The sequence below is a fragment of the Prevotella pectinovora genome (assembly GCF_000834015.1).
In the GTDB taxonomy this organism is placed as follows: Bacteria; Bacteroidota; Bacteroidia; order Bacteroidales; family Bacteroidaceae; genus Prevotella; species Prevotella pectinovora.
Map to the genome: position 1 here is coordinate 56,733 of NZ_JXQI01000055.1, position 20,807 is coordinate 77,539.

At 49.3% G+C, this 20,807-nt stretch carries 10 protein-coding genes and 3 pseudogenes; 4 read left to right on the top strand and 9 right to left on the bottom strand.

The annotated features are described in order from the left end of the window. Positions 1–68 precede the first annotated feature (68 nt). The 3 genes and pseudogenes from gpmI to ST42_RS06470 form a co-directional block, all read left to right on the top strand. Positions 69–1,595: a 2,3-bisphosphoglycerate-independent phosphoglycerate mutase gene (gene gpmI / locus ST42_RS06460; RefSeq protein ID WP_044072911.1), complete on the top strand. Its 1,527-nt coding sequence runs from the start codon at positions 69–71 to the stop codon at positions 1,593–1,595. 224 nt (positions 1,596–1,819) lie between these two features. Further along, complete coding sequence (locus ST42_RS06465) at positions 1,820–3,148, top strand: IS1380 family transposase (RefSeq protein WP_044072912.1); 1,329 nt, start codon at positions 1,820–1,822, stop codon at positions 3,146–3,148. Between the two features lie 12 nt (positions 3,149–3,160). Then, positions 3,161–4,078: pseudogene (locus tag ST42_RS06470) on the top strand (L-serine ammonia-lyase, iron-sulfur-dependent, subunit beta); the annotation flags it as partial. A gap of 127 nt (positions 4,079–4,205) precedes the next feature. Here the strand turns inward: ST42_RS06470 and ST42_RS06475 are convergent. The 4 genes and pseudogenes from ST42_RS06475 to ST42_RS06485 form a co-directional block, all read right to left on the bottom strand. Then, positions 4,206–4,940, bottom strand: a complete 735-nt coding sequence (locus tag ST42_RS06475) for a T9SS type A sorting domain-containing protein (protein WP_044065051.1) — start codon at positions 4,938–4,940, stop codon at positions 4,206–4,208. Positions 4,941–5,016: 76 nt separating this feature from the next. Then, a complete protein-coding gene (locus ST42_RS06480; RefSeq protein ID WP_052485190.1) occupies positions 5,017–5,712 on the bottom strand; it encodes an Omp28 family outer membrane lipoprotein in 696 nt (231 codons plus the stop codon). Positions 5,713–5,843: 131 nt separating this feature from the next. Then, positions 5,844–5,972, bottom strand: a pseudogene (locus tag ST42_RS13530) (DUF6029 family protein); the annotation flags it as partial. Next, positions 5,954–6,154, bottom strand: a pseudogene (locus ST42_RS06485) (peroxiredoxin family protein); the annotation flags it as partial. The pseudogenes ST42_RS13530 and ST42_RS06485, both read right to left, overlap by 19 nt. Positions 6,155–6,352: 198 nt before the next feature. Here ST42_RS06485 and ST42_RS06490 point away from each other — a divergent pair. Next, on the top strand, positions 6,353–10,138 hold the full coding sequence (locus tag ST42_RS06490; protein WP_156132465.1) for an Omp28-related outer membrane protein: 3,786 nt from the start codon (positions 6,353–6,355) through the stop codon (positions 10,136–10,138). A 153-nt stretch (positions 10,139–10,291) separates the two neighbouring features. Here the strand turns inward: ST42_RS06490 and ST42_RS06495 are convergent, their stop codons facing one another. The 5 genes from ST42_RS06495 to rimP all read right to left on the bottom strand — a co-directional run bounded on the left by ST42_RS06495 (position 10,292) and on the right by rimP (position 20,557). Then, positions 10,292–11,749, bottom strand: a complete 1,458-nt coding sequence (locus ST42_RS06495) for an alanine/glycine:cation symporter family protein (protein WP_042517921.1) — start codon at positions 11,747–11,749, stop codon at positions 10,292–10,294. A gap of 142 nt (positions 11,750–11,891) precedes the next feature. Then, positions 11,892–15,329, bottom strand: a complete 3,438-nt coding sequence (locus tag ST42_RS06500; RefSeq protein ID WP_156139314.1) for a hypothetical protein — start codon at positions 15,327–15,329, stop codon at positions 11,892–11,894. 473 nt (positions 15,330–15,802) lie between these two features. Further along, positions 15,803–18,637 (bottom strand): translation initiation factor IF-2, encoded by a 2,835-nt coding sequence (gene infB, locus ST42_RS06505; protein ID WP_044072915.1) that lies wholly within the window; start codon positions 18,635–18,637, stop codon positions 15,803–15,805. A gap of 186 nt (positions 18,638–18,823) precedes the next feature. Further along, positions 18,824–20,086, bottom strand: a complete 1,263-nt coding sequence (gene nusA / locus ST42_RS06510) for a transcription termination factor NusA (RefSeq protein ID WP_042517916.1) — start codon at positions 20,084–20,086, stop codon at positions 18,824–18,826. Positions 20,087–20,089: 3 nt separating this feature from the next. Beyond that, positions 20,090–20,557, bottom strand: a complete 468-nt coding sequence (gene rimP, locus ST42_RS06515) for a ribosome assembly cofactor RimP (RefSeq protein ID WP_042517913.1) — start codon at positions 20,555–20,557, stop codon at positions 20,090–20,092. Positions 20,558–20,807 lie beyond the last annotated feature (250 nt).

Below are 20,807 nucleotides of genomic sequence, written 5' to 3' on the forward strand. Positions count from 1 at the left end.
CAAGCCTTCCGGTCAACCCGTCAAACTCATCAACTGTCAACCATTTAATATAACACATAAAAATTATCATGGCAAAGAAAGCTTTATTGATGATACTCGACGGATGGGGTATCGGCAAACATGGAAAGGGAGACGTGATCAACAACACTCCTACTCCTTATCTCGATTATCTTACGGCAGTAAGCGCCCATTCACAGCTCATGGCTTGTGGTGAGGACGTGGGTCTGCCTGACGGACAGATGGGCAACTCTGAGGTGGGTCACCTCAACATCGGAGCGGGCCGCATCGTATATCAGGACCTCGTGAAAATCAACCGCGCCTGCGCCGACGGTTCTATTCTGAAGAACCCTGAGGTGGTGAACGCATTCTCTTACGCACAGAAGACAGGCAAGCGCCTACACCTCATGGGACTGACTTCCACCGGAGGTGTGCACTCTTCTCTCGACCACCTGTTCAAATTCGTGGAAATCTCAAAGGAGTACGGACTGAAGGACACCTTCGTACACTGCTTCATGGACGGACGCGACACCGACCCTAAGAGCGGTGTGGGATTCATCAAGGAGCTGACTGACCACTGCGAGAAGAACGACGCCCACATCGCAAGCATCGTGGGACGTTTCTATGCCATGGACCGCGACAAGCGCTGGAACCGCGTGAAGGAGGCTTACGACCTGCTCGTAGAGGGCAAGGGAACAAAGGCTACCGACATGGTGAAGGCTATGGAGGAGAGCTATGCTGCCGACGTGACCGACGAGTTTGTGAAGCCTATCTCAAACGCCAACGTGAACGGAACGATACAGGAGGGCGACGTGGTGATATTCATCAACTACCGCAACGACCGCGCCAAGGAGCTGACCCAGGTGCTCACACAGCAGGATATGCCTGAGGAGGGAATGCATACTATCAAGGACCTGCAGTATTACTGCATGACTCCTTACGACGCTTCGTTCAAGGGCGTACACATCCTCTTCCCGAAAGAGAACGTGCAGGACACTCTCGGTGAGTATCTCAGCAAGCAGGGCAAGAAGCAGCTGCACACTGCAGAGACTGAGAAATACGCTCACGTGACATTCTTCTTCAACGGCGGTCGCGAGACTCCATTTGAGGGCGAGGACCGTATCCTCGTGCCTTCGCCGAAGGTTGCCACATACGACCTGAAGCCTGAGATGAGCGCATACGAGGTGAAGGACAAGCTGGTGGGTGCCATCAACACCCAGGAGTATGACTTCATCGTGGTGAACTTCGCCAACGGCGACATGGTGGGACACACCGGTGTCTACAATGCCATCGCAAAGGCTGTTCATGCTGTGGACAACTGCGTGAAAGACGTTATAGAGGCTGCCAAGGCCAACGACTACGAGGCTATCATCATCGCTGACCACGGCAATGCTGACAATGCCATCAACGCTGACGGCACTCCTAACACGGCTCACTCTCTGAACCCAGTTCCGTTCATCTACGTTACAGACAACAATTCGGCTACTGTCAAGGACGGCCGTCTTGCCGATGTGGCTCCTTCTATCCTCCACATCATGGGTCTGGAGCAGCCTGCCGACATGACAGGAGAGAACCTCATCGAGGACAACATCCACTAACAAGACAGACTACACAACACAATATCCCCCAAAAGGCGCATCCGGTAATGTTCCGGATGCGCCTTTGTTTTGAGTTGGGGGGATTGTGACTCAAATAAACCCAAATCGGTCATTAGAAAAAGTTTCTTGTCATTTTCTAATGACCGCCATTAGAAAAATAGCTTTGTATATGCTTGATTCATAAATATTTACTAACTTTACCACGAAAAAAAGAATATACTCCGATGCGAAACTGTGACATAAAGTTTGTAAATAAGGAAATAACACCTTTTGGTGGTCTTTCCCTGTTCTTCAAAATGCTTGAGAAATGCCATTTTGAAGAGCATGTTATGCAAAGTGGTTTACCTCTTCAAGGTTCCAACCGTGGTTACAAACCAATCCAGTTGATATTGGGATTGTTTGCAGGTGTGTGGTGTGGCGCAAGTTGCTTTGGACATCTTGACGTGGTTCGTTATGACGCTGCACTATGTGACCTATTAGGATGGGAACGTGGAGCAGACCATCGTGCATACCAGCGCTATCTCAATAAATTCTCTCAAGCTGTCAACCAGCGTGTTTTCGGGAATTTGTTCCGTTGGTTTTTCTCCGAGTTGAAGTTCGACAACTACACTTTAGACTTCGATTCTACAGTGATGGTCCGTGAGGGAAGTCAAGAAGGAGCAGCCAAAGGATACAACCCCAAACGTCCTGGACGACTCTCGCATCATCCTCTTCTTGCATTCGTTTCCGATGTAAGGATGATAGCAAATTACTGGCTACGTCCAGGCAACACATCCGCAAGTACCAATTATCTGTCATTTCTTGAGGACACGCTCTCAAAACTTGAGGGCAAACGTGTCGGACTGGTCCGCATGGATAGCGGTTTCTTTGCAAAGGAAATACTTGACTATCTGGAAATGAAAGGGTTACACTATATCATTGCCTGCCGTTTCAATAATCGCATAAAGTATAGTCTTACCCATGAACGCAAATGGATAGAGTTGACAGACGGATTGGAAATATCCGAAACCATCTATCAGGCAAACGGTTGGGAGAAGCCTAGACGCATTGTGATGGTCAGACAAGAAATAGACAAGCGCCCCAAAGCTGCAGGAAAGCAAATCAAGCAACTGGAGCTTTTTGAGAATGAGGAAGATTTCGGAAAATACCGATACAGCTGCTTTGTAACAGACCTTGACCTGCCGGCCAAGATTGTATATGACTCATATCTCGGAAGAGCGGACTCTGAGAATAGGATAAAAGAATTGAAGAATGATTTCTCCATCGATGATTTTGTCACAAATAACTTTTGGGCAACAGAGGCATGTGGAAACTTCATTGTAATGGCATATAACTTTATGTCGTTGTTCAGACATGCGCTGATCAATTCCAACAAGAAGAAATTTCTGAAGACTATCCGATACGAGTTGATATCGACGCCAGCCTATCTGGGAAGAACAAAAGACAAGCACATCCTATATTTGGCTAGATCACTAAAAACACGACAATCATTCTTATCTATATGGGAAAAATTAAAGGATTTCTCTTTGCCGTACGACACAGAGAAATCCTAATGACCGATTTGGGTTTATAGCATCGGCGGTGGTGCACTTTCTTAAGGCAAAGCCGATGGCGATGAGTTCAGCACTCCCGAAGTGTATCCCCTGGGCACCCTGAGCGAAATCATGGAATGGTGCAACGACAATGGCCGCAAATACTGGGAATATGTCAACGAATGTGAGGACAGCAGTATCTGGGATTATCTGAAAGAGGTGTGGGAAACCATGAAGCAAGCGGTGGAGCGTGGCATCAACACTGAGGGGCGTCTGCCCGGACCGCTCAATCTTGCCCGCAAAGCTCCCACCTATTATGTCAAGGCCTCTGGCTACAAACAGTCGCTGCAGTCGCGCGGCTTGGTCTATGCCTACGCCTTGGCGGTGAGCGAAGAGAACGCTTCAGGCGGCACCATTGTCACGGCACCCACCTGTGGTGCTTGCGGCGTGATGCCTGCCGTGCTGTATCATTCGTGGAAGGCGCACGACATGAGCGAGACCCGTGTGCTTCATGCGCTTGCCACCGGCGGTCTTATCGGCAACATCGTCAAGCAGAATGCCTCCATTTCGGGTGCCGATGTGGGTTGTCAGGGCGAGGTGGGTGTAGCCTGCGCCATGGCTTCAGCAGCCGCCTGCCAGATGTTTGGCGGCAGCGCCTCGCAGATTGAATATGCGGCTGAAATGGGGTTGGAGCACCATCTGGGCATGACCTGCGACCCGATATGTGGATTGGTGCAGATTCCGTGTATAGAGCGCAACGCCTTTGCTGCCACCCGTGCACTCGATGCCAACCTTTATGCCGCATTCTCCGACGGCATGCACCGCGTAACGTTCGACAGGGTGGTGCAGGTAATGAAGCAGACCGGCCACGACATCCCCTCATTGTACAAGGAGACAAGTGCCGGAGGACTGGCCAAAAGCTTCTCCAACATCATCAAGACAAAACTATAAGAAACAGGGCATAAAAAACGAAGGTACCTTCACCGCCCCACGAAGGTATCCTCAACAGTCAACGAAGGTACCTTCAACAGCCGTCGAAGGTACCTTCATCAAAAAGGGGTGTTTGATTGTCATTATTTTATTTCAATACCACCTTGCCGCTGACGGTTTCTTTGCCGTTCTTGATGGTATAGATATACATACCCTTGGCCAAACCATCGAGGCTCACTGCACCGTTGCCGTTGAGCACCACGCTGTTGGCTTTCTTGCCATCCATGGTGTACATCTCAAAGGTGTGGGCAGCTGCTGTGGGGAACGAATAGTTCAATGTGCGGCCATTCAAGGCGATGGTGCCGTCGGCTGTCACATGGTCGATACCTGCAACCACTTCAGGGTCGTTGCTCATATAGAGAATAAAACTGATGGCTTTTGACGCATCATCTCCATACCATGCGCTCACCTTACATTTGCTGGTGGCTATAGTCTTGTCCATGATCCAGCTTGAGTGCAGCTGAATGTCTGTATCAGTATTGGCTGGCAGACCGGTGCCCATGTCGGCAGTAGTGGCTGTAGCTGAAACCACTTGCTTATAGGGCAGACATGCACCAAAAGCACAAAGTTCCAATGTTTCACCGTCAAGGTGCTCTACCTGCACAGTAACAGGATTATCCTTGCTTGCGGCTTCTGTGCCATTCAGTTTGATATGGGGAGTAAACTGCAGGATACCAACCTCCATCATAGTCTCATCGTAGGTTGATACAACAATTTCTCCACCATTGGGAATGACATTGCCATCATGCTTGAAAGTCAAAGTCTGTGCATTGGCCATGATGGAACAAACCAATGCAGTTGCGATAGTAAAGATTTTTTTCATGTTATGTTCTCCTATTGTTTGATTATTTCATTTAAACATAGGTGGGAAATGACATTCCCACCTATTATAATATAGATTATTCGGCTGCAGGCACAACCTTGCACTCTGCGACCTGATAAACACCGTCTTTGTCGTTATAAACAAAGGCTACCACCGAGAGGTTCTCAGGATTCCAGTTGTCTTTCACGGCAATCTGACGTTTGAACGACATGGCTATGTTTTCCTTGATGGCCACATCCTCACCCCAGAAACCTTGGTCTTCGGTAGCCTTGATGCAGGCACGATACACATGGTTGTGCTCATAATCCTTGATCAAGCCCAATGTCTTGTCCATCTGCATGGCAATGATATGGCTTTCAGTCACCCAAAGCTGCAACTTGCCGTTGATGCTTTCACTCGACATCATATCGACATGGCACACCAACTGACCGTTCTCCACTTTGGCATCCACCTGGAGCGAAAGCGGTGTGGAACGCTTCAATTCCTCACGGACGACACCGGCAAAATCTGTCTCAGAAAGTTTTCCACTCCTGCGATTCACCACACCAGAAGGATAAGTGGTAATACCCCATTTGTTGGCATACTCATCGCCCTCAGGCTGCATCAATCCTATCATGTTCGGCATAGAACCTTCTTTCACGGCAAGCGTACCTGCATGGATAGAAACAGAAATCAGCTGCTCGCCATACAGTTCTTTCAATCCTTTCACCACCTCGTGGGCAGCAGGACAGTTGATACATCTCTGACCAGTAAACTCTTCAAGCAGCACCACACGCTGGCTTTAAACAGCAGGCAACTCTATCAGACGGTCATTCTCATCTACCTGGTCGCAACCACCCAACACCATTGCCGAAGCCATCAGCAGGGCATATATCTTTGAAAATTTCATTCGTCTTTATGTTTTTAGAAGTTGTAATTATAAGATACTGTCATACCGTAGCTTGCGGGCACGAAACGGCACACACCACCAGAGCAGTTGTAGCCTGCACGGGTCTTGCCATAGCTCAGCTGCAGACGGTTGTCTCTTCCTGCCAGTCGGCATAGTGCTCGCAGATGGCCTTCAACTCGCGGTTGCAGGGTTTGCACCATGTGGCGAAGAAACTGATGACAAAAGGTTTGCCGTCGTTACTCAATGTAGATGTGTCAATGGTCTTGCCGTCGAGAGTCTTCAACTTAACTGACGGAAGCTAGGCATTGGCTACCATGGCTACCATGGCGAATGCCACAAACAAAAATAACTTTCTTAACGTCATAGTTCATGTATTTTACGATTGTTATGCTGCAAAAATACAGTATTTTTGTCTAACAACATTTCTTTTTCCTAAAAAACACGATATTCAGTGCAAATTTCAGATATTTTATGTATTTTTGCGCCGACAAGTAATCATTTTTTACATAAAAAACAGGAAAGAGTGAATAAGCTATTCATGAAGGTTTGTTTCATGCTAGGCATGGGACTACTCATGTGCCAGAACATCGTGGCACAAGAAACGGCGGGCACCCCGATACTGAATGCCTATACATTCAGCGATGGTTCGTTGCTCCACAGCATGTCAAACAATGGCAAATGGGCGGTAGCCTATGGAGCGGATGCCGCATCATCAGCCTACAGTTTCCCCAAACTCATTAACCTTGAGACACAAGAGGTGAAAGACCTGCTCTCTGAGTCGGAGCTCAACAACATCTCTGGTGAGGCCACGGCTACCGACGTGACCGACGACGGCAACATCGTGGTGGGCAGCAAGGAGGGAAAGCCCGGCTACTGGACCATCTCTACCGGTAAGTTCACCACCGTGAAACTGGCTACCAACACCATCGGCGGACGCATCAATGCTGTGACTCCCGACGGGCGTTATGCCGTGGGACAAAGCACAAAGGGTGGTTATGACGAAGTCCCTATGTTGTGGGACTTGGAGAATGGTACCGTGAAGGAAACCAACTGGCCCAAGACCGACCTTGGCGGCCAGAACCAGGGAATGACACGCTTCATCGGTATCTCTGCCGATGGCCGTTACATCGTGGGTTGCGTAAGCTACAGCTATCCCTCGGATGTGCTCTACTTTGTTTACGATCGCGACAACAAGACAACCGACCCTATCGGCTTTGATTACGACGAAGCCAGCAAGACCTACTCACCCAAAGTGGCTGAGTTGCACCACATTGACGGTGTCCACATCTCTGCCAACGGCAAATGGGTGGGCGGAAATGCCTATCTGACCAACGATGCCGTTGTACCCTACCGCTACAATCTGGAAACCGGCGAGTTTGAGTGCTTCAACAACACCGAGAGCCAGGACAAGGGCTGCGTGACCATCGACAACATGGGTACCATCTATGCCTCTACACCGGCTTACAGCCCTTCACGCACACAATTTGTGATGAACGGCAAATATTGGTACTCGCTCGATGAGTTGCTCAAGGTCTATGGCATCGACTTCTACAAGAAGACCGGATATGATGCCACCGGTTACATCTGGTGCGCATCAGACGACTGCAAGACGGTTATCGGCAACGCCTACATCAGCCAGGAGAGCTACATGCTCACCTTGCCTGTGACATTTGCCGAGGCTTGTGGAGCCGTCAACCTGCTCAGCGACTACAGCGTGACTCCACGCAACGGTTCGTCACTCACCAACATGTCTAACGTCAGCATCAAGTTCACCCGCAACGTGGAAGTGCTTGGCAACAAAAACGATATCGTGCTGAAGGACGAAGAGGGCAATACCGTGAAGACCGCACTGAAGTTTGCCATCAACAGCAGCAACAATTCTACCGTGGAAATCGGGTTCAGAACCGTCACCCTCGATGCCGGCAAGAAATACACCATTGAGATTCCTGCCGGTACCATCTGCGTGGCCGGCGACCGGGAACGCACCAACGAGGCTATTACACTGACTTACACTGGCCATGGCACTGCACCTGTAGCCATGACAGCAGTGGTTCCCGAGAACAACAGCACCGTAGGTCACCTGAGCATGACCACCAACCCTGTGGTTCTGACTTTCGATACCGACGTGAAGGTGGCTGAGGGTGCCGTAGCACAGCTCTACCGCAACGACGAGGAAGAGCCGTTCACCCAGTTGAACTTGCTGGCCGGCAACACCGAGAGCACCTACAAGCAGGTGATGGTGTATCCTACCACCATTGAAAACCTCTACAAGGGCAACACCTATCGCATCGTGATTGAAGAAGGTGCCATCACCGACCTCAGCGGTGCCAGCAAGAACGAGAAGATCGAGATTACCTATGAGGGTTCTTATGAGCGCACCGTAGTTTCTGACGACACTCACATCTATCAGGAGAACTTCGCCCTTGGCATGACCAACATGATGCTGTATGACGGCGACCACAACACACCGGTAGAGGAAATGCAGGCTTGGATGTTCAATGCCACAACCACACCTTGGTGGTATGCTGCCGACGACGACTACAGCAACACCTGCGCCGTGTCTCACTCGATGTACGACCCTGCAGGAAAGTCTAACGACTGGATGGTTACACCTCAGCTCTACATCCCCGACGGCAAGTGCTTCCTCTCGTTCAAAGCACAGAGCTTCCGCAAGGCCAAGACCGACAAGCTGAAGGTGATTGTCTATGCCACTGAAGTGACATACAACGACCTGACCGATGCTACCATCGAGAAATTCATCAACGAAGGCGACGTGGTGATGGACGAAGTGCTTTCTCCCGGCGCCAACGAAGGCATACTGGGTGGTGAATGGCAGAACTACTCATTCAAACTCGACAAATATGCAGGCAAGAACATCTACATTGCCTTTGTCAATGAGAACGAGAACCAGAGTGCCGTATTCGTCACCGACATCCAGGTGGTTCACAACCAAGACTTCACCATCGCACTCACCTTGCCCGAATCGGTAGTGGCCAAAGAGAGCCAGGACATCAAGGGTACCATCACCGTGAAAAACGGTACGGAAACCTATAGCGACATCAAGCTCCAACTGCTCGATGCCAACAACAATGTGGTTGACGAGATTGCCGAAAGCGGCCTCTCTCTGAAAGTGGACGACAAATATGAATTTGCCTTCAGCAAACCGCTGCCGCTGACCATCGGTACGGTTAACAACTTCAGCATCAGCATCCAACTGGGCAGCCTGAGCGACGTATTTGTAACAAGCATCAAGAACCTTGCTTTCACTCCCACCAAGCGCATCGTATTGGAAGAGAACACCGGCCAGGGTTGCCAGAACTGTCCGCTCGGACACTTGGCCATCGACAAACTCACCGAGGTATATGGCGACCGCTTCATTCCTTTGTGCTACCACACTTACACCGGTGACAACCTTGAAAGCGGTATGACCGAATATACGGCCTACTTCCTCGGCATGACAGCTGCTCCACAGGGACGCATCAACCGTGGTGCCATCGCTTCGCCAATGGTGAGCTACACAGAAAACGGCGTGGTTGATTATACCTTCTATGCCAAGGATGGCTCTTGCTGGATGGACATCGCCAATGAGGAATTTGCCAAAGAAACCGAAGCCGACATCAACATCGATGTAGAATACGACGAGACTACCGGCAACCTGAACATTCCTTACAGCGTGAAATTCGCACTCTCTCAGGACAAGTTGAACATTGGTATGCTTTGCGTAGTGACCGAAGACAACCTCAGCGGTTTCCAGCAGAACAACCTCTACAGCATGACCGACGAAGACCTCGGTGAATGGCAGAAAGACGGTGCCTATGGCAAGTCTATCGTGAGATATGTATTCAACGATGTGGCTCGTGCCCTCTATCCTTCAAACAACTACAACGGTCAGCTGGGTCTTATCCCCACAAGCGTTGAAGGCAGCAAGGAATACACCGGTACCATCACCATCAACGTGAACAAGAACGCTTCTTATGTGAGCGATGTGAACAACTGCAAGGTAACTTGTATGATGATTGATGCCAACACAGGTGCCTACATCAACGCTGCCCGTGCAGCTGTGAATGATCCCAGCGGTATCGATAGCATCAACAGCGACAACAGCGACATCAACATCTACGCCGCAAACGGAAACATCTATGTCAACGCTCCCGAGGGTGCCACTGTCAATGTTTATTCTGTTGACGGCCAGACATTAGCTACCACAAAGGTCAACGGCTCTGCCCACCTTCAGGTAAACGGCAACGGTATGGCCATCGTCCGCGTGGCTGCCGGCAAGGATGTCGTAGTGAAGAAAATCGCCCTGTAATCATAGCCATTCAGCTATTTTGATACAATCATCTAAAAAGGATGTGCCCTACAAACGGTTGGGGCACATCTTTTTTATATCACATAGAGGTGTGTGCTATTAACGACCACCGTAAGTTTTTCCTTAGTGGCTTTTATCTCGTTTTGCCATCTGCTACCAGCACTCGATATCTTTCGCGATATCCGGCAACATGTCTTTTGTAAATCGTGGGTCTTTGTGGCGTCTGCGCTGCTCGATGTAATTGCGGAGCAAGGCAAACACTCGGGGCGAGAGCAAGAAGATGGCCACAAGATTGAATATGGTCATGAGACCCATAGCCAAATCGACGACACTCCATGCCGTTTGCAATGTGACCAACGACCCGGCCATCACTACCATACCTGTAATGATGCGGAACAAATAAACCGCTCCACGTTTCTTAGTCATGAAACGGATATTGGTTTCTCCATAGAAATAATTGGCAATGATCGTACTGTAGGCAAAAAGGAATATCGCCGCTGTGATGAATAGTCCACCTGCCTGCCCCACCTCACTCTCCAATGCGTATTTGGTGAGGATAATGCCGTCGCGCCCGGAGTTCCACTCGCCTGAAAGAAGAATGATGAATGCCGTGCACGAACAGATGACCAATGTATCGGCAAACACACCCAATGCCTGCAACAACCCTTGTTTCACAGGATGGGAGGTGGTGGCTATGGCTGCGGCGTTGGGTGCAGAACCTTCGCCCGCCTCATTGCTGAACAAACCGCGCTTTACACCCTGCATCACCGCCATGCCTATGGCTCCTCCCACAGCCTGCTCCAGCCCAAAGGCACTCCTCACAATCAGCAAAAACATGTCGGGCAGACGGGTGATGTTGAGCAATACCACCACCAATGCCAACAAGATGTAGCCAATGGCCATAAAGGGCACTACGATACTGGCAAAATGGGATATACGGCGAATGCCTCCAAAGACGATGATTAATGTGGACACCGACAACACCACACCTATCCATGCCTGATTCGTGTCAAAAGCATCGGCAAGGGCTGCACACAAGGTATTGCTCTGCACCACCTGATTGGCCACACCAAAAGTAAGGGTAATGAGCACAGCAAACACCACGCCCATCCAGGGCTTATGCAACCCCATCTGCATATAATAGGCCGGTCCTCCATAGAATGAGTCTGCTCCCTTGCGCTTATACAACTGGGCCAACGTGGCTTCGACAAAAGCCGTGGCGGCTCCGAATAACGCCATCACCCACATCCAGAAGACAGCACCAGGACCTCCCACGAAAATGGCAGAGGCCACACCCGCCAGATTGCCCGTACCCACACGACTCGACAAAGATACGGCAAAAGCATGAAACGAACCTATCTTCTTTTTCTTTTTTTCTGGATGAGCATCAACGGCAACGGTATTACTACCCACTTCACCAAACAAAGGCCGGTCGGCAATCACATGCCAAACATCCTTGAGCAGGCGGAACTGCACACCACGGCTGCGGATGGTAAAATACAAGGCACAAACCACCAACAGCGTGATGACTATGTATGTCCATAAAAAGTCGTTGACCACATCCAACAGGCCAGTAACTGTAGTAATGAATAAGGGTGCTATTGTTATCATGTTTTACTGTTTTTTATTTATAACCCTTACAAAAGTAAACAAAAATATTTAAAACAAAAACACAATGTTAGGAAATCATGTAAAAAGCGGTTGAAAGGCAACCTTCCAACCGCTTTGATAAAGATTTATAAGACAGATGTTATTATTTCAGCATATATGTCTTGCCGTTGATGATATACATACCGGGCTTCAAGGTCTTCAGGGCAGAAGCATCTACACCCTTCATCACCATCACACCGTTGACTGTATAAACATCAGCCTTGCCACCGTTGGCACCGATGATGTTGGCAATGCCTGAAGGTGTGCCGATGGTATAAACAAAACGATAATCTTGTGTGCTTGCAACACCATTCTCAAAGCTTACTGAACCTATTGGCAACAACAAAGTATATGTACCTTCAGCTGTAACCTTTTCAGGCAACGTAAGTTTCAACTGATTCCATTTTGAGAAATCGTCACCGAATTCTTGATTCGTAATCTTGGTTACATTACCCTTGTCATCTGTCAAAGTGGGAATACCACTACCCCAAGCAGCCTCACTGTGGTCATCGAATGTGATATTGAACACATAGAGACTTTCAACTACACCCTCAGCAGGATCAATGGTTACATTTTCAGTAGTGATATCCTGGATGGTATAAACAAACGACTGAGCCTCAGTGTTGATGTTGTCAGGATCATCATTGAAGGTAACGGCACCTGCGGGGATAGTCAAGGTGTAAGTACCAGGAGCGGTGATTTCCTCAGCAAGTGAGCAAACCAATTTATTATCTCCATCTCCCCATCCTACATTCCTAATGGTGATAACCTCACCCTCAGCAGTAGTCAATGTGGGCATTTCAGCGTATGTCCAGTTGCAAGAAGCATAGTCATTGAATGTCAGGTCGAAGTCCTTCAGACTGGTTACAACACCAGGAGCAGGAGCGATAGAGATGTTCATCGAAGGCTGTGGCTCATCACCCTCAATATTCAGGTAGAAGCTGCACTCACGATTATTCTTTACCATGAATCCTTGAGCCTGCAAGTCGAGGTTGAAGAAACCTTCGGGCACTACAACGGTGTAGTTGCCACCAGCGGTTATTTCATTATTGAAGCTGACAATTACCTCCTGGACGATATAATCCCAGTTATCTTCCTGACCGGCAGGAATTACGTTGGTCACATCGGTAGAAGTGGCCACCACATTGCGCATTTTGTCGAGAATTTCGATTTTGCCCATCCATGTAGGCTGGATTCCTTTAGAATAGCCAAACTTGATGGTATTGATGCGCTCAACGGTGCTGCCATCAACGGGATCAACCATTTCAGGAACTGGCAAGTTGAACTTGGCATCACAATAAACAGTGATGTAAGAAGCGTCGCCTTCTCCATTGTTGCCCTTGACTACCAGTCCGTTCATGTCTTTAGCCAAGATACTCATACCAATAGATGTGTACTCGGTCATCACCCATTCAGGTATCTCAACGGTTGCGGTCTTGTTGTCTTCGCTCATGCTTACTGCACAATCCACAGTGTTACCCATTCCAAGTAGAACAAAGGCTTTTTCAATGGTTACAGCATCACTGAATACGAAATCAACCTTATTGTCAGTAGCATCTTCAAGTATTACATCGGGATTTGATGAGTCAAAGTGGAGATCTGCAGGAGAAACAAGGGTTACGGGGCTATACTTGTAAGCCTCTGTACCACCCATGAATGAAATGGTAGAAACGAAAACGGGATCCTTGTCGTAGTTCTTGTCGTCAGTGGTTGCCCAGCCCTTGAATTCCATTTCATATTCATTCTCGGTATAGAGCACATAGTCGATAGGAATCCAGAACTGCCAGTGACCGGCTTTTGTCTTCTCGCTCTTGTCGGCAACACTCTTCACGATTTCACCTGTAGTTTTGTTGGTCACTTTATACTGCAGCACACCGATTTGGTCGTCCATGCTTGTGGTCACGTCAAGGTTGCCATCAGCAATCAGTTTAGCTACAGGAACGCCACCCATGAGGTCAACGGTTACAGAACCGTCGGCTGAAGACATCACAGCGCTCAACACCTTGGCCTCTGCTGCTTGTCTGCCAGCTGATTTGAAAGTAGCGATAATCTCGTCTGAGTGGTCAACGCCATCAGGACATACCATATTCTTCAAGGTAACAATCACTGTAGAGTTGGCATCTGTAGAGAAATTGGGCACAGGGATAGTATATATGGTTGCGTCGGCATCATCAGGGTCAGCTTCTGCGGTGACCTGCTCTCTTGACACCTCAGCTACACCTTCCTGATTGTTATAAGTATAGGTAAACTGTACGCCATCAAAAGCCATGTTGCCACCTTTTTCATTGATCCACAGTTCCACAGCCTTGGCATCGTCAATAGTTTGGCCACCAATCAGACTAATTTCAGGAATCAACTCATAAGATACCACTTCGTAGGGGAAGTTATAGAAGAATGAACCGAGTGAGCCTGAACCATCAGAATAAGCAAAGTTGCCCTCAGCATCTTTTACTCCAAGAATTTGAAGACCCATGATGCCATAGTTAGTACCTGAAGGAACCATTACATCAGGTGTACGCACTTTGTCTCTCAGGTCGATAACCAGCATATTGCCACCGAGCACCTTCACCATGCCGGCTGCAGTAAGGTTTTCTTCATAATAGTCGACTTCTGACTCCAAATCCCCATAAACCAGTTTCACGACAGGCAATGTCTCGTTCAATGAGCCATCGAACTCAAGCTGTACGAGTGCATTGGTATTGTTGGGGGCGAAATAAGACATGAAGTTGTCCAACCCCTTGCCGGGAACATTGGTCTCGCTGACGAGCAGCAAGGGCTTTGCTGCGGCTTTATAAGTAGTCACAACTTCATCAAGCACATTCTCAGTGTTGTTGGCATCACATACGCCCTTCAGGGTGATGACCACTTCATCATCGGCCTTTAATGTACCTTCATTATACATTTTAAGCATGGTTGCTTTCAAGTCGGCTGTAACAAAATAGCCCTGAGTCATCACGTTGATGCCTACCTCTGTTGAACCTACTTTCATAGTGGCGTCGCTCACCCTGACATTTTTATTGAATGTCCAAGTGACATAGGCACTTGAAGCTGAAAGTGTGCTGCCATCAGCAGGCGTAACATTCTTTAATGCAATAGGAGTACCTTGTCCGTAACTTACTGTGATGTTACCACCGTTCATCACAAAACTTTCATAGAAATAGTAAGTGGTGCCCTTCTTTGTGCCATTGGGAATATCAATGGTGTAAGTGAAAGGCGAGAACGAACCAGTACGGTTGTAGACGGCTTCAGTCTGGTGAGTCTCATCAGTATAAATGCCCATATCCTGAGGAGTGACCACCTCAAGTTTAACGCCATCGGTTGAAACGTCTTCGGGCACTACAAACTGTGCATAGACCGGTTTGTTCTTGAGACCATCAAGACTGTAAGAGCCTCCGTCCTCGAAAATGAAAGGGTCGTCTTTAGTACCTGTTCCCTTAGCATAGGCATCACTCCCGACAAGCGAAAAGCCGAGGATTGCCATAAGCATCAAAGAACGTACACAAAACATACCCCACAAAGAGTTAGTTGTAACTTTCTTCATAGTGTAGATTTTTAATGAAACAATTGTATTTAATTAAGTGATTATTTGCTATGAATAGCATCTCTCCGAATTAGTCATCAAAGAAACGCACTCTATCAATAAACGATGTAACACACAGTTGTATTTTTCAAACCGGTAGCAAATTTATCAAAAAAAATTATCATGACAATACATTTCCCAAAAAACATCGTATTTTTATAGATTATTAAACCCAAAACGGTCATTAGGGCTTGCTTGTATTTTGGATTTTTAGAAGTGTGGATTTTGTTTGTCTTTTAATGAGTAATAGCGAGCTATTGCGAATTAAAAACAGGCAAAAGACACCTTATAAAAAGCAAAAGACTGCAAGCAGTTGTAAAAAACTACCATTGAACGGCCTAATGGCCGATTTGGGTTAAATAAAATGCGCCAGCTATCGTAATGACAGCCGGCGCATTTTCATTTATTATAAATCAGTATGTAGTCCTGGGGGATTACAGTTTCTGCTTAACCTCAATCTCTGTGAATGTCTCGATGACGTCTCCCACCTGGATATCGTTGAAGTTGACGAGCGAGATACCACACTCGAAGGTGACTCCCACCTCCTTGACATCGTCCTTGAAACGCTTGAGGGCGTTGATAGCTCCAGTATGGATAACGATACCGTCGCGGATAAGACGAGCCTTGTCTGTGCGGTGAACCTTGCCCTCGGTGACCAAAGCACCGGCAACCGTTCCGACCTTCGAGATCTTGTATACCTCGCGAACTTCCACCTGACCGGAGACAACCTCCTTGACAACCTTGTCGAGCATACCCTCCATGGCGGAAGTGACATCCTCGATGGCGTCGTAGATGACAGAATAGGTGTTGATCTCTACACCCTCCTGGTCGGCGAGCTTGCGGGCCGATGCCGAAGGACGCACCTGGAAGCCCACGATGAGAGCATCCGAAGCGTCGGCGAGAGTAACATCGCTCTCTGAAATCTGACCCACGGCCTTGTAGATGACGTTGACCTTGATCTTCTCTGTAGAGAGCTTGATGAACGAGTCGCTGAGAGCCTCGATACTACCGTCGGTATCACCCTTGACGATGATGTTGAGTTCCTTGAATGATCCGAGTGCGATACGATGGCTGATGTCGCTGAGGGTAAGACGCTTCTGAGTGCGCAATCCCTGCTCACGCTGCAGCTGCAGACGCTTGTTGGCAATCTCGCGAGCCTCCACCTCAGTGTCGAGAACGTGGAAGGCATCACCTGCCGTAGGAGCACCGTTGAGACCCAGGATGATTGCAGGCTCTGCCGGCTTTGCCTCCTCGATACGCTGGTTACGCTCGTTGAACATTGCCTTGATACGTCCGTAGCTTGTTCCGGCAATCAGGTTGTCGCCCACACGGAGCGTTCCGTTGCTCACGAGAACAGTAGAGACATAACCGCGACCCTTGTCGAGCGACGACTCTATGACGCTACCCGTAGCCTTGCGGTTTGGATTAGCCTTCAGTTCGAGCATGTCGGCCTCAAGGAGCACCTTCTCGAGAAGTTCGTCAACGCCAATGCCCTTCTTGGCACTGATCTCCTGACACTGGTACTTTCCGCCCCACTCCTCTACAAGGAGGTTCATATTGGCGAGGTCTTCCCTGATCTTGTCGGCATTGGCACCCGGCTTGTCAATCTTGTTGATGGCAAATACCATCGGCACGTTGGCAGCCTGTGCGTGGGCGATTGCCTCACGTGTGGTAGGCATCACGCTGTCGTCGGCAGCGATGATGATGATGGCGATATCGGTGACCTGGGCACCACGGGCACGCATGGCGGTGAACGCCTCATGACCCGGAGTGTCGAGGAATGTGATATGTCTGCCGTTCTGCAACGTCACGTTGTATGCACCGATATGCTGGGTGATACCACCTGCCTCACCGGCGATGACGTTGGTATTGCGGATATGGTCGAGGAGAGAAGTCTTACCATGGTCTACGTGTCCCATCACGGTAACGATAGGAGCACGAGGCAGCAGATCGTTCTCATCGTCAGGCTCCTCGTTGATAGCCTCCGAAACCTCGGCACTAACGTATTCTGTCTTGAAGCCGAACTCCTCAGCAACGAGGTTGATGGTCTCTGCATCGAGACGCTGGTTGATAGACACCATGATGCCGACGCTCATACAGGTACCGATGACCTGGTTTACAGAGACGTTCATCATGTTGGCAAGTTCGCTGACGGTAACGAACTCCGTAAGCTTCAGTATCTTGCTCTCTGCCTTCTCCTCGGCGCGCTGCTCCTTGAGATGTTCCTGGGCGGCGTCGCGCTTCTCCTTGCGGTATTTGGCTCCCTTCTTGTTCTGTCCCTTGCTGGTGAGGCGCGCAAGCGTCTCCTTTACCTGACGTGCTACATCCTCCTCGCTTACTTCAGCCGGCTTCTGTCCGCCGCGCTTGCGGTTCTTCTTCTTGTTTGAACCTCCGGCGTTCTTCTGACCGCCCTGGGCGTTGTTCTGCTTGGCAGCTGCAGCGATGTCTACACGCTCCTTGCCGATGCGCTGACGCTTCTTGCGCTCGCCATTGGCGTTTGCTCCGCCATGCTGTGCCTTCTCCTCACGCTCCTTGCGGCGCTCCTCCTTGCTCTTCTTCTTAGGACGAGTGCTCTGGTTCAGAGAGTCGAGGTCGATCTTGCCCAACACGTTAACCTTGGGAGCGAGTTTCTTCTCGCTCTTCAGCGTGAACACCTTTGAGTCGTTGTCGGCAGCAGCAGGCTGTGCCGCATTTGCCGGTGATGCCTCTTTAGGCTCATTCTTTGCAGCAGGCTGTGCTGCTGGCTGTTCTGCCTTCACTTCCGGCTTTGGAGCCACCGGCTCCGGCTTAGGCTGGGCAGGCTTAGGCTGTTCTTGACTTGGCTGCTCTTTGGCAACCGTTTCCACTGGTTCCTGTGCCACGGGCTTCTCCTCGGCTGGCTTGCTGACGGCAGCAGCATTTGCCTTTTTCTCTTCGGGCTTTGCAGTAGAAACAGCAGATTTCGCTGATGGCTTCTTGCCCAGACTGTCGAGGTCTATCTTTCCTAATGGTGTGTACTTCTGCTGAGGTCTTGGCTCTGTGCTTCGTCCCTCTTTCTTGTCGGAACGTTTCTTCTCCTTAGGACGCTTCTGCAAGAGCTTCTCTGCCTGTGTGCGCTCCTCCTTGTCCGACTTGTATGCCTCTACGAGAGCATTATACTGTCCGTCGGTGAGCTTGGAGTTAGGACCCTCAGGAGCCTCTCCCAGTTCGCTTCTTTTTTTCAGGAAATCAACTGCCGTTTGAAGTCCTATATTCAATTCACTAATCGCTTTGTTTAATCTGATGCTCATACTATATGTTTTACCCTTCTTCTTTCTTTTCTGTTATTATTCGGCTTGTCCGGAGCGTTCTGACTGCGGAATATTCGTTCTCCGCCCTTGCTTGCGGTCCGCCAGTTTCCCGAACATGCCATTCCCGAATGCTTACACATGCGGCACACCGTTCTGGGGAGCGGCGTGCCGTATGGACTGTATGTATTATTCGAATTCCGCTCTCAGCACCTGGAGCACGTGGTCTACCGTCTCCTCTTCGAGGTCGGCTTTCTCTACGAGCATTTCGCGTGGTGCCTCAAGCACCTTCTTTGCAGTGTTGAAGCCGATAGACTTGATGGCATCGATTACCCACTGGTCTATCTCGTCTGCAAACTCGTCGAGGTAGATGTCTTCCACCTCCTGGCCATCCTCCATGTCACGGAACACGTCGATGGTGTATTCTGTCAGCATACTTGCCAACTTGATATTCATACCGCCACGGCCGATTGCCAATGATACCTCTTCCGGCTTGAGGAACACCTCTGCCTTGTGGTTCTCCTCGTCTACATTGATGTTGAGGACCTTTGCCGGACTGAGTGCGCGCTGGATGAAGAGCTTGGTGTTTGCGGTGTAGTTGATCACATCGATGTTCTCGTTGCACAGTTCTCTTACGATACCGTGCACGCGGCTACCCTTCACTCCCACGCATGCTCCTACTGGGTCGATGCGCTCGTCGTAGCTCTCAACGGCGATCTTGGCTCTCTCTCCCGGCATACGTGCTATGCGCTGCACGGTGATGAGTCCGTCGGCAATCTCTGGCACCTCCTGTTCGAGCAGGCGCTGCAGGAACACCGGACTTGTGCGGCTGAGGATGATTTTCGGGTTGTTGTTCTCGTTGTCCACACGCAGGATGACAGCCTTTACGGTCTCTCCCTTGCGATACTGGTCGCGAGGAATCTGCTCTCCCTTAGGAAGGATAAGCTCGTTGTTCTCGTCGTCAACGAGGAGCACCTCTCTCTTCCACACCTGATAGACCTCAGCTGTGATTACCTGTCCCACACGGTCTTTGTATTTGTTGTAGAGGCTGTCGTGCTCGAGCTCGAGCACCTTTGAAGCCAAAGTCTGACGCAGGTTGAGGATGGCACGGCGTCCGAACTTGCTGAAGTCCACCTTCTCGCTCACGTCCTCACCCACCTCGTAGTCTGCCTGTATCTTGCGAGCCTCTGTGAGTGTTATCTCTTTGTTGTCGTCATGCTCCACGCCGTCGGCAACGACGGTACGGTTGCGGTATATCTCGAAGTCGCCCTTGTCGGGGTTCACGATGACGTCGAAGTTCTCGTCGCTGCCGAAGATCTTCGCGATGACGTTGCGGAAGCTTTCCTCGAGCACGCTCATGAGAGTCGTTCTGTCGATATTCTTCGTTTCCTTGAATTCTTTGAAGGATTCGAACATGCTTACTGTTTCTTCTTCTTTCTTCAATGCTGCCATAGCTTATTTGAAACTTATTAAGTATTTTGTATATTTCACTGTGTTCATGCCGAAGGTCTTGTCAACGTCTTCTATTACCGGGCGCTTGGCTCCTTCCTTCTTCACTTTCTCTTTCACGGTGATGGTGAAATCGTCTCCATCCACACTCTTGAGCAGTCCTTTCCATTTCTTTCCGTCGGCGTCGAGCACTTCCACTTCTTTTCCGATGAAGTTGAGATACTGCTGTCTCACCTTGAAAGGCTGTCCGAGGCCGGCGCTGCCAACCTCCAATTCGTAGTCCTCGTCATCACGGTTGAGGTTGTCTTCTATGAAGCGGCTGAGCTGCACGCAATCCTCAATCCACACGCCATCTGCATGGTCGATCTCCACGACGATTCTGTCGTCTGGACTAATCTCAATGTCAACGAGGAAATAGTCTTTGTCCTCGAGCCACTGGTTAACTAATTTTTCAACTACGTTTTTGTCTATCATAAATAAAATAACTTGTGGTAATTCCCTTGAGGCGGCAAGAGAATGTCATCCATCAGAAAGTGTCGCCTGTCGGGGATTTAAAATAAAATGAGGAGCTCCTTCGGGGCTCCCCATTCCACTGAACGCTGCAAAGTTAACAATTATTATTAACGTGCGCAACGTTTTATGCATAAAATATGTGGTTTGTATCTGCTTTTTCTTCGTTTTTTAGCTTTCTGCCATGAAGTATAGGCATTACCAACCATCAGAT